This window comes from Desulfosediminicola flagellatus (genome assembly GCF_005116655.2).
Taxonomy (GTDB): Bacteria; Desulfobacterota; Desulfobulbia; order Desulfobulbales; family Desulfocapsaceae; genus Desulfopila; species Desulfopila flagellata.
Genome location: NZ_CP050698.1, coordinates 856142 through 873211 on the forward strand (window position 1 = coordinate 856142; position 17070 = coordinate 873211).

14 protein-coding genes are annotated in these 17070 nt (G+C 45.6%); 2 read left to right on the forward strand and 12 right to left on the reverse strand.

Features of this window, described 5'->3' with window-relative positions; all coding sequences use genetic code 11:
• Positions 1-115 precede the first annotated feature (115 nt).
• From FCL46_RS03605 to FCL46_RS03625, 5 genes are all read right to left on the reverse strand, one after another.
• Positions 116-1048, reverse strand: coding sequence for a glycerophosphodiester phosphodiesterase (locus FCL46_RS03605; RefSeq protein ID WP_136810071.1), 933 nt, complete (start codon positions 1046-1048; stop codon positions 116-118).
• Positions 1049-1062: 14 nt separating this feature from the next.
• Positions 1063-2343, reverse strand: coding sequence for a TRAP transporter large permease (locus FCL46_RS03610; protein WP_136810070.1), 1281 nt, complete (start codon positions 2341-2343; stop codon positions 1063-1065).
• 114 nt (positions 2344-2457) lie between these two features.
• On the reverse strand, positions 2458-2943 hold the full coding sequence (locus tag FCL46_RS03615) for a TRAP transporter small permease (RefSeq protein ID WP_136810069.1): 486 nt from the start codon (positions 2941-2943) through the stop codon (positions 2458-2460).
• A 103-nt stretch (positions 2944-3046) separates the two neighbouring features.
• Entirely contained in the window at positions 3047-4045 is a 999-nt protein-coding gene (locus FCL46_RS03620; protein WP_136810068.1) for a C4-dicarboxylate TRAP transporter substrate-binding protein, read from the reverse strand.
• A gap of 104 nt (positions 4046-4149) precedes the next feature.
• Positions 4150-5154, reverse strand: a complete 1005-nt coding sequence (locus tag FCL46_RS03625; RefSeq protein ID WP_136810067.1) for a LacI family DNA-binding transcriptional regulator — start codon at positions 5152-5154, stop codon at positions 4150-4152.
• A 205-nt stretch (positions 5155-5359) separates the two neighbouring features.
• Here FCL46_RS03625 and FCL46_RS03630 point away from each other — a divergent pair, with 205 nt between their 5' ends.
• Both FCL46_RS03630 and FCL46_RS03635 read left to right on the forward strand, forming a co-directional pair.
• Positions 5360-6667: an MBL fold metallo-hydrolase gene (locus FCL46_RS03630; RefSeq protein ID WP_136810066.1), complete on the forward strand. Its 1308-nt coding sequence runs from the start codon at positions 5360-5362 to the stop codon at positions 6665-6667.
• 448 nt (positions 6668-7115) lie between these two features.
• Positions 7116-8285: a GNAT family N-acetyltransferase gene (locus FCL46_RS03635; RefSeq protein ID WP_136810065.1), complete on the forward strand. Its 1170-nt coding sequence runs from the start codon at positions 7116-7118 to the stop codon at positions 8283-8285.
• Positions 8286-8571: 286 nt separating this feature from the next.
• Here FCL46_RS03635 and FCL46_RS03640 read toward each other — a convergent pair whose 3' ends face one another.
• The 7 genes from FCL46_RS03640 to pstC all read right to left on the reverse strand — a co-directional run bounded on the left by FCL46_RS03640 (position 8572) and on the right by pstC (position 17020).
• On the reverse strand, positions 8572-8805 hold the full coding sequence (locus tag FCL46_RS03640; RefSeq protein WP_136810064.1) for a hypothetical protein: 234 nt from the start codon (positions 8803-8805) through the stop codon (positions 8572-8574).
• 353 nt (positions 8806-9158) lie between these two features.
• Entirely contained in the window at positions 9159-10907 is a 1749-nt protein-coding gene (locus FCL46_RS03645) for a sigma 54-interacting transcriptional regulator (protein ID WP_167506050.1), read from the reverse strand.
• A gap of 402 nt (positions 10908-11309) precedes the next feature.
• Entirely contained in the window at positions 11310-11726 is a 417-nt protein-coding gene (locus FCL46_RS03650; protein WP_228723320.1) for a rhodanese-like domain-containing protein, read from the reverse strand.
• Between the two features lie 409 nt (positions 11727-12135).
• Positions 12136-13017: a phosphate ABC transporter ATP-binding protein PstB gene (gene pstB / locus FCL46_RS03655; protein WP_176371584.1), complete on the reverse strand. Its 882-nt coding sequence runs from the start codon at positions 13015-13017 to the stop codon at positions 12136-12138.
• A gap of 101 nt (positions 13018-13118) precedes the next feature.
• Positions 13119-14165: a substrate-binding domain-containing protein gene (locus FCL46_RS03660; protein WP_136810062.1), complete on the reverse strand. Its 1047-nt coding sequence runs from the start codon at positions 14163-14165 to the stop codon at positions 13119-13121.
• A 98-nt stretch (positions 14166-14263) separates the two neighbouring features.
• Positions 14264-15541 carry a phosphate ABC transporter permease PstA gene (gene pstA / locus FCL46_RS03665; RefSeq protein ID WP_136810061.1) on the reverse strand — a complete coding sequence of 426 codons (1278 nt, stop codon included), beginning with the start codon at positions 15539-15541 and terminating at the stop codon, positions 14264-14266.
• A gap of 90 nt (positions 15542-15631) precedes the next feature.
• Positions 15632-17020: a phosphate ABC transporter permease subunit PstC gene (pstC, locus tag FCL46_RS03670; RefSeq protein WP_136810060.1), complete on the reverse strand. Its 1389-nt coding sequence runs from the start codon at positions 17018-17020 to the stop codon at positions 15632-15634.
• Between the last annotated feature and the right edge of the window lie 50 nt (positions 17021-17070).

Sequence of the window (17070 nt, forward strand, 5' to 3'; positions counted from 1 at the left end):
GTACTTTGGAAAGAGTAGTACGTGAGCATAGCAGCAAAATCGGCCAACAGAAAGACAGGTGTGACAATTCGATTCGTCAAGCCGATTGGTTATGTCGTAATGGCAGAGGATTACTCTACTGAGCAAGCGCGCGGGCAGACTCTGAATAGTAATCGGTAAAAATGCCGTCTACGCCCATACGGGCAAGCGCCTGCAATTCCTCGGGAATGTTTACAGTAAAAACCAGTACTGCAAGACCTCTTTTATGTGCTTTATCGATAAATTCCGGTGTAATTGTACGATACCATAGATTCACCGATACGGCATTCAACTCACAGGCCATATCGAGCAATTCATCAGTATAGTATCTACCGTCCAGGCATGCCTCTATTTCTTTAGTTATAATTGCGACAACCCGTGGATCTGTACACTTTTTTTCGAGCAACTTCAGGTTTTCTTCAAGAGTAATAAATCTGGGGATCATATACTGTTCAAAACCATAGGCAAAAATGTGTTCGAAATACTGCTCTGCCTCTACGCCAGCTTTTTCAATGAGCACGGCACGTCGTATGGCTCCGTCAATGAGCGCAATTTTAAGGGTGGGGCAGACCTTGCGGATATTCCTGAGTTCCTGCCAGTTGAACGAACTTGCCAGGACATCGGAATACTGCAGTCTTCCTGAGGCAACGTATTGTGCTAATAGTTCACCTGCCGGTTTACCTGTACCATCACCTTTGAGCTCAAGATGAATAGCTGGTCGTCGTTCCGGAGGCAGGGATGCAAAAAAATCCAACACATCAGCCAGGAAGGGAATGCGATCTTTGCCTCGCTTGGGATCACCAGCATAAAGACGCTTCAGCGCGTGAGAATCTGTGGTGAACACCTTTCCGTGCCCGTTTGAGACTTCCTCAAGGTTGAGGTTATGAACCACAACCAACTCGCCGTCACCACATAACTGTACATCAAATTCAATGGCAGGAACCTCTTCACTGGCAACTTTATCAAAAGCACGGATAGTGTTCTGATTGAAGCCGGGGTAGAAGCAGCCACGGTGTCCTATGAGAATCATTAGCTCCTCCTTTTTTATAAGATGTTAGGAAGAAACATAACCACTGAAGGCATATAGGTCACGATAATGAGCACTAGCAGCAATGCAGCGATAAAAGGCCATATTTCCTTAACAAACTGCCCTACAGTTACCCCGGTTATCGCACAGGTAGTGAACATCATCGAGCCAAAGGGCGGGGTTATTCCGCCGATCATAATATTGACGATCATGATTAAGCCGAAGTGAGTCAGGTCGATGCCCATCGTTTTGACCAAAGGAACCAGAAGAGGGGCGACAATAATCAATAATGCTCCGCCTTCCAGGAACATACCAAGCACAAGGAGCAGAACATTGATCACAACCAGAATAATCCACAGAGAATCTGAAATAGACAGGATGCTTTGTGTTAGCTGATGAGGGATTCGTTCCCAGCTCATATATTGGCCGAATACGGATGCCGCAATAATAATCAGCATGACTGAACTGGTAGAAAGAATGGTGTTTTTCAAAATGATAGGAACATGTTTCCACTTAAGTTCTTTATAGAGAAACACACCGATAATGATACAGAACAATACAGCCATTGCACCCGCTTCTGTAGGTGTAAATATCCCGAAGCGAATCCCAAAGATAATACCAAAGGGGAGGAGCAAGCCCCAGATTGATTCTTTAAATTGCTTGAAAATCTCAGACCCGGAGGCCATTTTTTCCCGACTTGGTTTGTAGTCTCTTTTCTTAGCAATAAAATGCACGGTCAACATCAACGCTAAACACATGAGAAGTCCCGGCGTATATCCACCGATAAACATCTTTGCCACCGATACCTGGGCAATGAGTGCGTAAATAATGAGGTTGATGCCCGGTGGAATAACCGGTGCAATGGCAGAAGACGCCGCCGTGATTGCCGTAGAAAAGGCTGCGCTGTAACCACGCTTGGTCATCTGTGGCACAAGTATCTTCGATTGCATGGCCGCATCAGCGTTTGCAGAACCGGAGATACCTCCCATCAGGGTAGAGAGCAGGACATTGACCTGAGCCAGGCCGCCACGCAAATGCCCGGTAAGCACATCCGCCATTTTCATGAGGTTTGAACTGATACCGGAATAGTTCATAATCTCACCCGCCATGATAAAAAACGGCACGGCCAGAAGCGGAAACGAGGAGGCCGAGGTGATAAACTTCTGCAATATCAGATCCGGTGGCGTACCTACATCTCCGAAGGTAAAGTAAGCCAGAGACGCAGCCAAAAGGGCAAAAGCGATCGGTATGCTGGTGAAATACAACACCATTACGATGATGACAGGGAATGTTGACATAACTTTATTTGTGGTGAGTTATAACGCCTTTTGGCAAAGTGCGGTCGGGGATAATTGGCACAATTATTTCTATTGTGAATGCAATAGAGCCCTCGTCCTGCATAAATGTAATATCTAGCCTTTAAGCGAATCGATTAATCTGCGAATATCCCGGTAGAGAAAGTTCAGGGCATAAATGATCATCAGGGCAAAACCGACAGTCAATGCCAGATTGACATAGAGAGATGGTATATTCAGAACCGGAGTTGTTTTCAGTTTATTCGCGTTAATGAAAAGAATGCTGAGATAAACGATATACCCATTGATTACAAGCATCAGGCAATCGATAACCACTGCAATAAGCGCCTTTACAGGTTCGGGACCGAACCGTGATACAAAATCGATCCCGATATGCATTTTATATCGGTACGCAGCAGCAGAACCAATAAAAACACTCCAGATAAAGGCGGTTGTGGCCACTTCCTCAGCCCAGAAAATGCCGCCGAGTGATAGATACCTGAGAGCGACATTGACGATAACGACGAGAACCGTAGTACAGAGGAAAAAACCACTGAGAACCAGATCGAAGTTACAAAGAAGTTGTTTAGGTGTAATAGACATTGTTCACAAAATTGGTGCATAGAGAGCAGGCCCTCCATGCACCTTTAATTCAGGCTACCTTGAAAAATGAATAAAGAGTTCAATTTTCAAGGTCTCCTTCAGTTTATCTCATGGAGTCGAGCTCAGAGAAAATAGCCTTGAAAACGCCTGGGGTCATACCATCCTGCTCTTTATAGAGTGGTGCCAGGGCAGCGCGGAATGCATCGCCATCAACATCATTGAACTTAACGCCGTAAGACTCAAGTTCTTTCACAACGCCACCGTGCTGGGACTTGAGAAGTTCAACCATGTCATTTGCTCCCTTGCTGAACTCGTCCTGGATAATTGCCTGGTATTCTGCAGGAATTTCGTTCCAGACCGCAATAGAGATATACACACCGCAGGTACCCAGAATATGATGGGTGTTCGCAACATTCTTGGTAGGACCTTCATAGACTTTTGTTCCGATATTGGTGAACTCGGATCCTTCAAGCCCATCCACAACACCCTGCTGAACTGCGGAAAGGGTCTCGCCCCATGGCAGTGGGGTAGCAACAGCGCCCATAGCAGTAAGGGTATCAATATAGGATTTGGAGCCTGGGGTTCTGATCTTCATACCGCTCAAGTCGGCTGGAGTGGTAATAACCTTTTGGGTAATCAGATTTCTGAAACCGTAGATATAATCAAGAGCGAGAATTTTGATTCCCTGCTCTTCGGCCTTAGCTTTCATGTCCGCAACCATCTGGGTCTTGGTGAGCGCAACGTATTCATCAAAGCTACGGTAGAGCATCGGTGCATAGAGCGCCTTGAAATCAGGTACGTAATCACCAATAAAAGAAGGATCTTCAACAGAGATGAATTTCGCACCGCGAACTACCTGCTCAACACCTTCTTTGTACGCAGGAAGCTGTGCCTGTGGGAACGTCTGAATGTTGATCGCTCCACCAGTCTTCTCTAAGATAGACGCTGATACAGCATCCATGGACTTGGTCAACTGCTCAGCAGGGCTGAAAACATGGCTGAGCTTCAGGGTTAACTTGTAATCGTCGGCTGCCATGCTCTGGGTGCCAATGGACAGGATTGCCCCTGCGCAAAGGACAGAAAGAGTTTTTTTGATGTTCATAGTGCTCTCCTTGTGATGTTGTTTTGTCTTAACGTTATGGTTGCCACTAAAATTGCAACAGCCGTATATTTCTATCTTTTCTACCTACCGTTCTCCGTTGCTCTCTACACGAGGCAACGAGTGGTCGATTCACGAACTACCAATGTTGTTTCCATCATGTCATGTATTGGCTTTAACTGTCTATCTGTCATTTGCAACAGTATCTCTGCAGCACGTTGCCCCATCTCATATGCAGGCTGGTGGATAGTTGTAAGGGCAGGCACCATATACGAGGCTGTCTGCATATCGTCAAAGCCGACGATGGATAGATCTTTGGGCAGAGTAAGCCCAGCTTCTCTCGCTCCCTTAATAGCCCCTAAAGCAATATAATCGTTGGAACAAAAAACTGCGGTGGGAGGGGAGGGCAGACTAAGCAGTTTCTTTATTGAGTCCCGGCCACCCGAGAGGGAGTAGTCTGTCTGAACAAGCAACTCCTTGTCATAAGGGATTCCATTGTCTTTGAGGCACCTCTTGTATCCGTGCCAACGATGGAAACTTCTGTCTGTCATGGAAAAATTACCAGCAACCATGCAGATACGTTTATGTCCCAGGGATATAAGGTGCTCAGTGGCCAGATAGCCGCCGCGGTAATTGTCGATTCCAACTGCAGAAAAGGGACCGTTTTTTATGGTGCTGAAAAGAAGTACGAAAGGAAATTTCTCATCGATAAGGGATTTAAGAATTTCCCCTTTGAGATTGGTGGTGGTGATTATGAGCCCATCAACCTGGCTTTCACGAAGGGCCTTTACCAGGTTTTCCTCCTGCGAATATTTATAATAGGAGTTGCCGAGAATAACTCTGATGTTCTTTTGGTCGGCATATTCCTGGACCCCCAGGGTGGATTCTGCAAAAACGGAGTTGCTGATGGTAGGGATTATGAGCCCGATAGTATTAGATCGTTTGGTAGCAAAGCCACGGGCGAGCGCATTATATTTGTAATTGCACTTTTCCATTGCCAGCAGGACCTTCTCCCTGGTCTTTTCGCGCACGGAATCCGGGGTATTGATGACTCTCGACACCGTGGCCGTAGATACTCCTGCAAGTCGTGCAACATCAAGAACAGTGCTCATAGAATTTCCCCAAAAATGTAAACGCTTACATTTCTATAACAATGTCGTTACAAAACTGTCAATATTTTTTTACGATTCATCTTACATGTTAATATATGGTTAAAATATGATGAGATTTTCATGGCTAATAATCTTGAAATGGATAATTTATGCAGCTAATATGATCACTAATGTAAACATGTACATTTCTAATAAGGACATATGAATGAGCCGCAGTCGCTTAACAACTCTGACCGAACATGTTAAACGGATCGATTATGGTGGAATGCATGTCGACCTCGTTGCTACCTCAAAAGGTACGGTACGTGTCGGCAGCATGCCGGATATTGCGAAATTTCTTTCGGAGCACGGGTTTCGAGAAGAGATTGTCGTAGTACCGGAATGGGAAGTTTCTCTTGCAGGTGATAACCGTACCGGCGAGGAATTTATCCTCTGGCAGGCACAGATTCGGGGCGGGCTTTTGAAGCGTTATGTTGGTTTAACCGACAACGTCAAACAGCTCCACCGCCATATGGAACGTATCTTTCCATACTATTTTGATGAAAACAACCTGGCTATAGTGCGAAATAGTTGGCTCGACATCTGGTTTTATCCAAATCCCGTTAAGTCGGTTTATAGTAATGACGATCTTGAGGTGAGGTGTAGCGCAGATACTCTCATCATCTCAGATGCGGGAGAGATTGTGTATGACAGATTAGCATTTACTCCTGTCGGAAATACTGATGATGATATCGAAGCGTTATTAGCAAACATTCCAAGAGATCATGTAGAAAGGGATTGTCTGGAGATTACTCCCATAGGTTGCGGCAATGGCTTGATCGGGACGGTCGCTAACACTTTGGTTCGGTACGGCAACTATGCCATCTGGATAGATCCGTGCGGTTATCCGGCACACACACTTGCGCGTCATAACATTCACTGGGACGATATCACGCATTTTCTATTCACCCACAATCATGAAGACCATGTTCAGGGTTTTACCGCATGCCTGCAGCGCGCGCGCAAGTACGGACGTAGATTAAACCTGCTGGTTGCTGATAGTGTATTCCGTATTCTCAAGGAACTGTATACTCCACTGTTTCCCGACCTGATGGATCTTGTGAGCGTCCAGCCGCTGATGCCGGAAAAGCCTCTGCATCTTGGACCTGTAACAATTGAAAGCCGCTGGAATCACCACATCCTGCCGTATGGCACAATTGGCCTCAGGATATCGGCTGGTGGTAAGTGCTTCGGTTATTCGGGTGACACCAAGTATGATGAGAAAATCAATGCGGTGCTGAAAAAGAAAGAGCTGACGGCTGAATGGTTTGCTCCCTGCGACCTGGTGTTTCACGAGATTGAGTTCGATAATCCGCACAGTGTACATAGTCACTGGAAACAGGTGGAATCATTACAGCGGGCTATTCCTGGAAAAATTCTAGGCTACCACACAGCTTTTCTCGAAAACAGCCCGTTTGACCTGGCGAAAGAAGGGTGTCGCTACCTGTTGGATGGGAACGTGAAAATTAAATAATTTGAAGTCTGCTACGTATCTGTTCAAATTCAAGTGGAATAGGATTTTTTATAACAGACGTACACTTTTCCGGTTCATTGTATACATTTTAGCATTGCCACTTCGAATACTTGATAGTTGAATGACCTCTCTAACTGTACACTGCTCCTGCTGTTTATCGTTACTCGTATATCCTGCAAGAGTATCAACATTCTTTCTTTTTATCACTTGCTCCCCCTGGATTTCATGACCACAGTGTTTTTTGACACTTACACTGGTACGTGCAATATGAATGGCAGGTGATACGGCTCAATAGTGAGTGTGAAATCTCATTTGAGGTGCTCATCGTTTTTTCGCCATATTCTGTATTACCTCAAAAAATTATGCTCCAATCTAGAATGGTGGATTTTTCCTTTCTTCACAAGAGGGAGGCGGTATCCGACTAGATATTTACTATAACTGTAGGGCTATGAATACTCCAGCAATGTTGACAGTACGATGGTTTGAATCGATAGGTGAGGTGGATCGCGAGCAGTGGGATAAACTGGCCCAGTCGTTATCAACACCTCTGTTGGAATGGCAATGGCTGCATCATTTGGAAGCTTCAGGAAGTATATCTTCCCGTTTTGGCTGGCAACCATACCATTTAACTGTCTGGGACCAGCAGGAACTGGTCGGGGCTGCACCGCTTTATCTGAAAATCCATAGCGGCGGGGAATTTGTGTTTGACCATTGGCTGGCGCAGATGGCTACGGAGTATGGTATAAAGTATTATCCCAAAATGGTGGGTATGAGCCCGGCAACACCGTCAGTTGGGTATCAGTTTCTTCTGGCAGAGGGCTGTGATCAGGCTGCTGTTATGCAGACTATGCTCTCAGCTATTGATCAGTTTTGTGAGCAGAAGCAACTCTCAGGTTGTCATTTACTTTTTGTCAACCTACCGGCATTTTCTGAATTCGCTTCACACGGCTTTACCCCGTGGCGGCATCAGTCGTATCTATGGGAAAATGTAAAATTTAGTTGCTTTGCAGACTATTTATCGACCTTTAATTCATCCCAGAGGCGGAATATTCGGCGCGAACGACGCAGCATGGAAAAGCATGGTATTGAAATTCGTGCACTCACAGGTAATGAAATTACACCTGACCTCGCTCCGCTCATGTACCGGTTTTATCTCAAGACCAATGAGCGATACGGTCAGTGGGCGGCCCGGTTTCTTAATGGTGAATTTTTCGAGCGGATTTTTCAGGATTATCGCCACCGGATGTTGATCGTCGCAGCATATGCAAGGCAATCCTCAGTCCCCCTGGCGCTTTCGATGCTGCTGGTTAAGGATCGTCATTTAATCGGCCGCTATTGGGGTTGCGAGGAGCCTGTCAAAGACCTGCATTTCAATATGTGCTTTTATGCTCCTATCCAATGGGCAATTGAGAACGGCATCCAGACGTTTGACCCGGGTGCCGGATCACCGCATAAATTGTTACGTGGTTTTAGAGCAGTCTCGAATACGAGTCTGCACCGTTTTTATGATCAGCGCCTCAAATTCATTTTCGAACATTGTATCGATGAGATAAACAGTATGGAAGGCGCTAACATCGATGCCTTGAACCTGCAGTTGCCTTTTGCCAGGAATAATTGATATCATCCCAACTTTGACCTGAGTGTAGGGCAATTATCTTTCTCGTTATATGAATTACATGCCGACAGCTTCCCTGGAGACTGTCCGGAAACACCTTTTGTGCCAAATATTTCAATTTTGGCCCAAATGCCTATTCCTGGACAGCCTCTTAGGAGCTGATAAGAAGTACTATATGATTAGAAATATAATATAATCAGGCAGATGGTTGCAGACCAGTTTCCTGCCATGTTTACATGTGCTCTACTGTGATTGTCTACCCGGACAATCATTTGTGATTCCACGTGAGTCATTGCAGAAAGACTGGCATAACTTCTTCTTTTTGAGCTCTTCGCTCCTTAAAGGCTGTGTAGCAGTCTGATATTATTCTGTTTACCAGTTCAACTGGAAGGACAATGAGGAGATACAGCCCCATAAGGATGTAATCTGTCAGTCCGAATTGTATATCAAAATCAAAATCGATATCATATTCGTTTCGTGGTGACTTCTTTCTGCTGGATGCTTCCGACGACATGGTATTCATAGCGGTTACTCCAAAATTGAATCAGAAAAAATAATCGTTCACCCATATGTTTTGAGCAATACGCATGGTGTAGGCAACGATGTTCACTGGAAATGGCTGATAGTCAGCCTTCCTTAACCATTGCATTTCTTGAGCCAGGACTCATTGTTTCTATTAACATTATGTTTTTATAGCGCAATTACTGAAGTGGTGGTTAGGGTAGCCACGCTGGCAAGGTGAGAATGGGTACCAATGGCCCCAATGTGTAGGTAGCTCTATCCTGTAACTCTTTGGGGGAGTTGCAAACGATCGGATGGGGTCACATTGCCCGTAGGGGTCGGTTTACCCCATCTTTCTAGTTATTCGAGTTTCGTTTATTTGGGCTGAGATGAGTATTTGATGAGTTTTTTATAAAGCGTTTTTCTGTTCACCTGAAGAGCTTCCGCAGTTTTATTCTTTTGCCCGTGGTGGTGAGCAAGAACCTTATGAATATAATACTGTTCGAAGCGTTCCATTGCCACAGTCAGAGGTGTGCCAGCACCGAGGAAGTCGAGCGACTCGTCGATAGGTTGGCCATTGTTTGTGTGTGTATCCAGTCTCACTTCTTTGGTAATCAGGTAGCGCTCTAATACGTTAAACAGCTCCCGAACATTGCCAGGCCAGTTGTACTCATTAAGCTGTTCAAGCAATGGTGCCGGCAAGTCGTCGATGGCATGGTTCCTTCCTGACTCGGTCTGGCGCTTGAGATAATGGATAACCAGAAGGGGTACATCTTCTTTTCTTGCCCGTAATGGTGGCAGGTCGATAGAGAGTACATGGAGCCGATAAAAAAAATCGCTTCGAAATTTACCTTGTCTCTCAAGGTCGTGCAGATTCTTGTTCGTAGCGGCAATCAACCGTACATCTGCATGTGCGGTTGTGTGACTTCCTACAGGTGTGTAGGTATGATCTTCAAGAATGCGCAGCAATTTCGCTTGCATTGGCAATGGAAGTTCTCCAACTTCATCAAGAAAAAGCGTCCCGCCCTGAGCCTGTTCAAAGTATCCCTGATAGTTATAATCAGCTCCTGTAAATGAACCTTTCCTATGGCCGAAGAATTGGCTTTCGAAAAGATGATCGGGAATTGAGGCACAGTTAACAGGAAGAAAACATTTGCGGTGGTGATCACTTTTCTCAAAAATCATACGAGCGGTCAGTTCTTTACCAGTACCTGTCTCACCATAAATTATGACAGGTGAATCGGTGATTGCAGAACGGAGTATGTTCTCGTACACCTTTTTCATAATGCGGCTTCGGCCGACGAGAGAACCGAAATGATCTTTCTCGCCCAAGACAGCAGAAAGTGTTTGTTGCTCCCGATCGATAAAGCTTTGCAGTGAGATATCCCTCACAGCTACAACCCTGATATTTGCGCCTTTCCAGTTCATGCACCGCCCTTGGATGATGATTGGAATCTCAATTCCATCACGTCTGGTGGCGAATAGCTTACAGGAATGTTCAGCGTTTGCCTTAAAATGAGTTCTGGCGCTATCGCGGGATTCCGGCGTGAGCAGGGTGATGACATCCATGCCGATTACTTCGTTGTACTCATACCCGATCATGTTCAAGAGGGCCTGGTTCACTTCGAGAATAATGCCGCAATCGTGGATTAAGATTCCTTCTGAAGTTGCTTCGGCAAGTTTTTGGAAACGTTCCTGTTGCTCAATCAACTCCTGATGTTGGATACAGAATTTCAGATGAGCGCTGATTCTGGCATGTACTTCTTCCTTGCGAAAAGGCGTGGTAATTACGTCTTGAAAACCAGCTTGAAAGGCTTCTGTTATTCTGTTGGTTTCAGTGGCCTCGCAAATGGCCAGAGCGGGTACATTGAAATGATGCTCAGATAGTTTAAGTAGTTGGTAGGGAGTAGGGGATTGAGGGTTTTGGGGGGTGCTGTAATCGAGCAGGGCAAGATCTGGTGTATGTAAAGTTATGTCGTGCTCGAATAATCCATTAATATCTGCGTGCTGCAGTTTAAGATCTGTATCTCCAAGAATTCCCTTCAATTGGCTATGATGTGCACTATCTGAACTTAAGATGAGAATAGTACCATTCTGTTTTGAATCATCGTTGTCGGTATTCATTGCTGGCTCCGCATATACTGATTCGTCCCACATTGTGATATTCAATGATATGCATTTTTTCAGCTTTTGTCCTACATCGCTGAAAACGTATGCGGATTTGTACAATCGTTTTATGATTTATAAAATCATTTCAGTGAGGTTCCAAAGGTAATTTGCTTGGGTATGCGATGTGTTGTTAACAGCGACAGGTTGGGTAAATGGATTGATATGGTATTGTTTTTGCGTCAGACGCGAGGGTAATGATTTTTGTTTCAGATCTTTTTAGGGCAAATCAATCTGTCTTTCGGTTCTTTGGGAAGTTTTGTGGCGGGGTAGAGTTGAATGAGTGGGTGCCTTTTAGAAAGGCACCCACCATCAAAGCTGTAGAAAAGGTCTGATGGCTGATAGTTTGTTGAAAGAGTATCAGTCTTTTTCAAGCATTTCAGGAAAAGGCCAGCCAGCAATTCCCTTTTCGAGGATAGTCAGCTTCTCGTCAGGTACCCCTTGTGATTTCATATAGTCGTAGCAACGCTTTGCACCGCCCTTACCACGTGGACAAACGACGACGACATCTTGACCTGTCGTATTGAATTGCTCAACGGCCTTGTCGATCATAGCGCGTTCTTTTTCAGTTTTCACAGGGTATGCATAGGTTGCAATAGAGCCTGGCAGTCGGTGCTGCTTATACTCTTTTTCTACCTGAATATCGACAATGATAAGTTCGCTACCGGCGTCGATTTTCTGCTTCATGTCTTCCGGTGAAATGAAGTTATACTCTCCGGCGACTGCCGAGCTGACAATTCCTAAAACAAGTAACATACAGATGAACAGTGATCTCACTATGATTCTCCCTTCTATTTGTGTTTACAATGCCTTTGCAGATATGTACTGCTGTAACCAGAGTGCAGTCTTACCCAAGATGTGTCAGTATGACAAATAGGAAGATTCGATGCTTAGAGCGTGTGCTATTTGTTGTTCCAATATCTAGTACATGCTCGGACAACCTCCTATATGTTCAGAAGTGATAGAAGAAATACTATACGGGGCAGGATAGAATCCGGAGAGTAGATACCTGCCAACGACTACAATGTATGATGCCGGGATAATCGTTTGAGTTGCTGACAGAAAATATCTTGATTGATTGGTTGTTAGTGCATGAAGGGAAAGCAGCGTGAGAAAAACCTCTTACTCAGTATTAAAAACAGTTTTTCAAGATAGAGTAAGAGGCCCTCTGTAATAAATATATAGATCAGCCGAATCGACCGGTAATGTAATCTTCGGTCAGTTGATGGCGCGGATTAGTGAAAATTCGCTCGGTCGGACCGACTTCTACCAGATCACCCAGATGAAAGTATGCGGTACGCTGGCTTACCCTGGCCGCCTGTTGCATGGCGTGGGTAACAATGACGATAGAGAACTGCTCACGAAGTTCAGCTATAAGCTCCTCAACTTTAGCGGTTGCGATAGGGTCAAGTGCCGAACACGGTTCGTCCATCAGGATAACTTCCGGGCTTACTGCGATCGCGCGTGCAATACACAGACGCTGCTGTTGTCCGCCTGAAAGGCCTGTACCAGGTTCGTGCAGTCTGTCTTTTACTTCATTCCATAGACCTGCTTTGGTAAGCGAGGTTTCAACGACATAAGAAAGTTCTTCTTTGGTTGAGGTGAGACCGTGAATCTTCGGGCCGTATGCGACATTATCGAAGATCGATTTCGGAAAAGGATTAGGCTTCTGGAAAACCATACCGACGCTTGCCCGTAAAGGCACAACATCAACAGATGGATCGTAGATGTTCATGCCGTCAAGTCTGATGTCGCCTTCTACACGGCAGGAAGAAACCGTATCATTCATCCTGTTGAGGCATCGCAGAAATGTCGATTTACCACAACCTGATGGGCCGATCATTGCGAGTACTTCATTGCGACCGACATCAATGCTGATGGTATTTATGGCACATTTCTCACCGTAATATACAGCGACATCCCTGCAGGTCATTCGCGGGTTCTCTACAAACGGTTCTCCAACGGTCGCGTTAGTTGATGTACTCTCGTCTGTTTCTGTCTCAAATGCATTGATATCATTGACGAGTGTCGGAAAAGCAGGGTTAGTCATATCGGCTGTAAGTTCCATCTGGCGTCTCTTTATATGTTAAAAGCGGGTAAGTATTTGTTCTACATGCAGCGCTGGCTCTATTTCAAGCCAGCGCTGCAAACTCAATTCCGTGCGGAATATTACATTCCGATAGTTTTGAGGTTCTTCACGTTGGCTGCGTACTCTTTACGCTCTGCCTCAGGCATTGGGATCATGCCTTTGTCTGCAAGGTATCCTTCTTCACCCCATGCTTTATCTGCGGTGAATTCTGCGAGGTATCCTTTCATGCCAGGAATTACATCAGCGTGCGCTTTTTTTACGTAGAAGAAGAGCGGACGGGAGACTGAGTATTTACCTTCAGCAATGTTCTCGAAGGTAGGTTGCTGGGAATCAACAAAAGAGCCCTGGATAACATCAGAGTTCTGATCAAGGAAAGAGAAACCGAAGATGCCGACTGCAGCTGGATTGGCCTGGAGTTTCTGAACGATCAGGTTGTCATTTTCGCCGGCCTCTACATAAGCGCCATCTTCACGTACGGTGTGACATACTTTTTTGTACGCTTTTTTGTCTGCTTTTTTCATCGCTTTGATGAAATCAAAACTCTTTGCTCCACCTTCCATTGCGAGCTCTACGAAAGCGTCACGGGTACCGGATGTTGGAGGAGGACCGAGAACCTCAATTTTGGTGTTGGGCAGAGCTGAATTAACTTCTTTCCAGGTTGTGTATGGATTAGGAATGAGCTTTCCAGGGTTCTTTGGATCAGGTACATCTTTTGCAAGTGCTAAGAAAATATCTTTACGGGTGAGCTTTAATGGAGCGCTGGTTTTGGAGTTGGCAAGAACGATTCCGTCATAACCGATTTTAACTTCTACGATGTCCTTAACACCATTTTCAGCGCATTTCTCAAGCTCTGAACTTTTAATAGCGCGGGAAGCATTGGTGATATCCGGGTACTCAACACCAACACCGCCACAAAACAGTTTAAAGCCACCACCGGAACCGGTAGACTCAATCTTTGGGGTTTTGAAACTTGAGGATTTACCGAACTGCTCAGCGACAACAGTAGCAAACGGGTAAACGGTTGATGAACCGACTATAGAGATATAGTCGCGTGCAGCCATTGCGGGTGCAGTGCTGATCACGGTCATGGTAAGTGCGCTTGCAAGCAAGAGGCTTTTGGTTTTCATCGTTTTTTCTCCTTGAAAAAGATACTTCATCTGTTTTTTTACGTTGTATTTAGGCTCTGTTGAGGCCTGATTGTTTTGACGATATAGGGACTATTTAATTACCACTTGGTTTCAAATTTTTTCCTGAGATATATAGCTGCACTATTCATCAGAATAAGGAATCCGAGCAGCATCATGATTGCTGCGGAAGTCTTTTCTGTGAAGGCACGCTCAGGACTGTCTGCCCAGAGATAAATCTGAACAGGAAGAACTGTTGATGGGTCGGTAATGCTACCGGGGATATCAACAATGAATGCCACCATGCCTATCATCAGTAGGGGGGCAGTTTCACCGAGCGCCTGTGCCATACCGATAATGGTACCAGTGAGCATACCTGGAAGGGCCAGAGGGAGAACGTGGTGTGTTACCATCTGGATTTTAGACGCGCCTATACCAAGAGCCGCCTCACGAATTGAGGGCGGTACGGACTTGAGTGAGGCTCGTCCTGCAATGATTATTGTCGGGAGTGTCATGAGTGCAAGCACAAGACCACCGACGATGGGGGTTGAGCGAGGCATCCCCCAGAAGTTAATGAAAATTGCCAGACCGAGCAGACCAAAAATTATAGACGGTACTGCAGCGAGATTATTGATGTTTATCTCAATGAAATCAGTCCAGGCATTGTTGGGTGCAAACTCTTCAAGATAAATTGCCGCTGCCACGCCGATAGGGAACGCAAGGGCAAGAGTGATAAGCAGGGTGTAGAAAGATCCTCGGGCAGCTCCCCAGATTCCGGCCTGTTCCGGTTCGCGGGAGTCACCAGCAGTGAAAAAGGTGGTGTTAAATCGTTTTTCGAGTTTTCCCTCTTTCTCCAGCTGATCTATCCAGAAAAGCTGATTGTCTTTAATTCGACGATCGTCTTCCGGTACGTTGCGTTCATAGTGACCTTTGACCATCATATCCACATCATCATCAGCCAGAACCCACAGAGACTGTCTGGTGCCGATAATTTTCGGATCTTCCTTCACCATATCGAGCAGTGTGAAACTGGCGGAAGGGCTGACAAGTTTATAGAGTCTTTTCTTATCTGCTCTATTTGTAACCTCAGGGAACATTTTTCTAAGCGACGATTTGACGAGGCCAGGGAAATCTGCGGCAGCAAGGTTTTCATCGGTGAACAGTTCCCGGTCAAGCTCAACATCGATCTGGATATACGTCTGTTGAAAAGCAGTGTACCCGTTAGCAATGATTGAGGTGAAGAGAAACCCAAGGAAGATAAGTGCAATAGATATTGCTGCAATACCCATTCTCTGGAAACGTTTTTCCGCACGGTAGCGGCGTTTCAGGCCACCGTTGATGCGTTCAGTTATAGGGCTTGTTCTGTCTGGCTTTTGCATGGTCTTTTCTATGTTTGGATGATCACAAAATCTATTTCTTGAAAAAATGTTCTGAGCAGAATTACGTCGATCAGTCGCGATCAGTCGCGATCAGTCATATTGTTCCCTGTACTTACGGACTACTCGTAAAGCGATAAAGTTCAGAATGAGAGTGAAGATAAAGAGAAACAGGCCGAGAGCGAATGCAGCCAGTGTTTTAGGGCTGTCAAATTCCTGATCGCCGACCAGCAGGGTGACAATTTGTACTGTTACAGTGGTAACCGCCTGAAACGGATTAGCCGTAAGGTTTGCGGAAAGTCCCGCAGCCATAACAACAATCATTGTTTCGCCAATGGCGCGTGAGACAGCGAGCAGGACTCCACCGACAATGCCCGGCAGGGCGGCGGGTATTACCACGTTTGTAATTGTTTCAAATTTAGTGGCACCAAGAGCGTACGAACCGTCCCGCAGTGTTTGCGGTACTGCATGGATTACATCATCAGAAAGAGAGGAGATAAACGGGATAATCATTATGCCCATAACAAGGCCGGCCGCCAGCGCACTCTCTGATGAAACAGGAAGGCCGAAGATGGCGCCGGAATCTCTGATAAGCGGGGCAACGGTGAGCGCTGCGAAAAAACCGTAAACAACGGTCGGTATACCTGCCAGAATCTCAAGTAAAGGTTTTACGATGGTGCGAACTGTAGAGTTGGCATACTCAGAGAGATAGATGGCTGCCATTAACCCAATCGGGATTGCCACTGTCATAGCAATAGATGCAATGAGGATTGTGCCTGCAAAGATAGGTACCGCGCCAAAGGCACCTGAAGATCCTGCCTGATCAGAGCGCATTGCCGTTTGTGGGCTCCAGTCCAGGCCGAAGAGAAAATCGGTGACAGGTACAGCCTGAAAGAATCGAAGCGCTTCAAAGAGAACAGATAGAACGATGCCGACAGTTGTCAGAATTGCCACAGCCGAACATCCGAAAAGAAACACCATGGTGACTCCTTCCACCAGGTTTCGGGCTCGCAGTTCCGTCTTAATCCAGAAATAGATGGCACCTGTGGCAAAGAGCATTGCCGCGGTAATCACCATAAATACACTATTTCTTGCAGAAGTCTGTAACTGCTGATATGTCGCAGCAGCGCTTACAATTGCAGGATTAGTATGATCTGAGACAATGTTTCCGGTTACGATATTTCTGATATCATTAAGTACCAGTGTAAATTCATTTGCACTGAGTTTCTGTACTTCTGCAGGAAGCGTTTTGACAATCATCTGCGTGATAATAGTTGTCTCAGCAAATTGCCAGATCGCATAAATAAGTATGGCAGGGATTGCACACGCCATTGCTGAAAGGACACCGTAATGGGTCGGTAAGGAGTGCAATTTACTGACGCCACCAACCTGACCTGCAATTGCAAATGCTTTGGATTTTCCGAGTATAAATGCTCCAACAGTGAGCAGCAGGATAATCGGTAGTGTATATGTATATATCATTGCGGTCTGTGGGTAAGTAGTGAGCCAGTGAACTGATTTCTTCTAATATA

Coding starts and splice junctions, on each gene's coding strand:
- FCL46_RS03605 (WP_136810071.1), bottom strand. CDS start 1,048: ATGATTCTCATAGGACACCGTGGCTGCTTCTACCCCGGCTTCAATCAG.
- FCL46_RS03610 (WP_136810070.1), bottom strand. CDS start 2,343: ATGTCAACATTCCCTGTCATCATCGTAATGGTGTTGTATTTCACCAGC.
- FCL46_RS03615 (WP_136810069.1), bottom strand. CDS start 2,943: ATGTCTATTACACCTAAACAACTTCTTTGTAACTTCGATCTGGTTCTC.
- FCL46_RS03620 (WP_136810068.1), bottom strand. CDS start 4,045: ATGAACATCAAAAAAACTCTTTCTGTCCTTTGCGCAGGGGCAATCCTG.
- FCL46_RS03625 (WP_136810067.1), bottom strand. CDS start 5,154: ATGAGCACTGTTCTTGATGTTGCACGACTTGCAGGAGTATCTACGGCC.
- FCL46_RS03630 (WP_136810066.1), top strand. CDS start 5,360: ATGAGCCGCAGTCGCTTAACAACTCTGACCGAACATGTTAAACGGATC.
- FCL46_RS03635 (WP_136810065.1), top strand. CDS start 7,116: ATGAATACTCCAGCAATGTTGACAGTACGATGGTTTGAATCGATAGGT.
- FCL46_RS03640 (WP_136810064.1), bottom strand. CDS start 8,805: ATGAATACCATGTCGTCGGAAGCATCCAGCAGAAAGAAGTCACCACGA.
- FCL46_RS03645 (WP_167506050.1), bottom strand. CDS start 10,907: ATGAATACCGACAACGATGATTCAAAACAGAATGGTACTATTCTCATC.
- pstB (WP_176371584.1), bottom strand. CDS start 13,017: ATGGAACTTACAGCCGATATGACTAACCCTGCTTTTCCGACACTCGTC.
- FCL46_RS03660 (WP_136810062.1), bottom strand. CDS start 14,165: ATGAAAACCAAAAGCCTCTTGCTTGCAAGCGCACTTACCATGACCGTG.
- pstA (WP_136810061.1), bottom strand. CDS start 15,541: ATGCAAAAGCCAGACAGAACAAGCCCTATAACTGAACGCATCAACGGT.
- pstC (WP_136810060.1), bottom strand. CDS start 17,020: ATGATATATACATATACACTACCGATTATCCTGCTGCTCACTGTTGGA.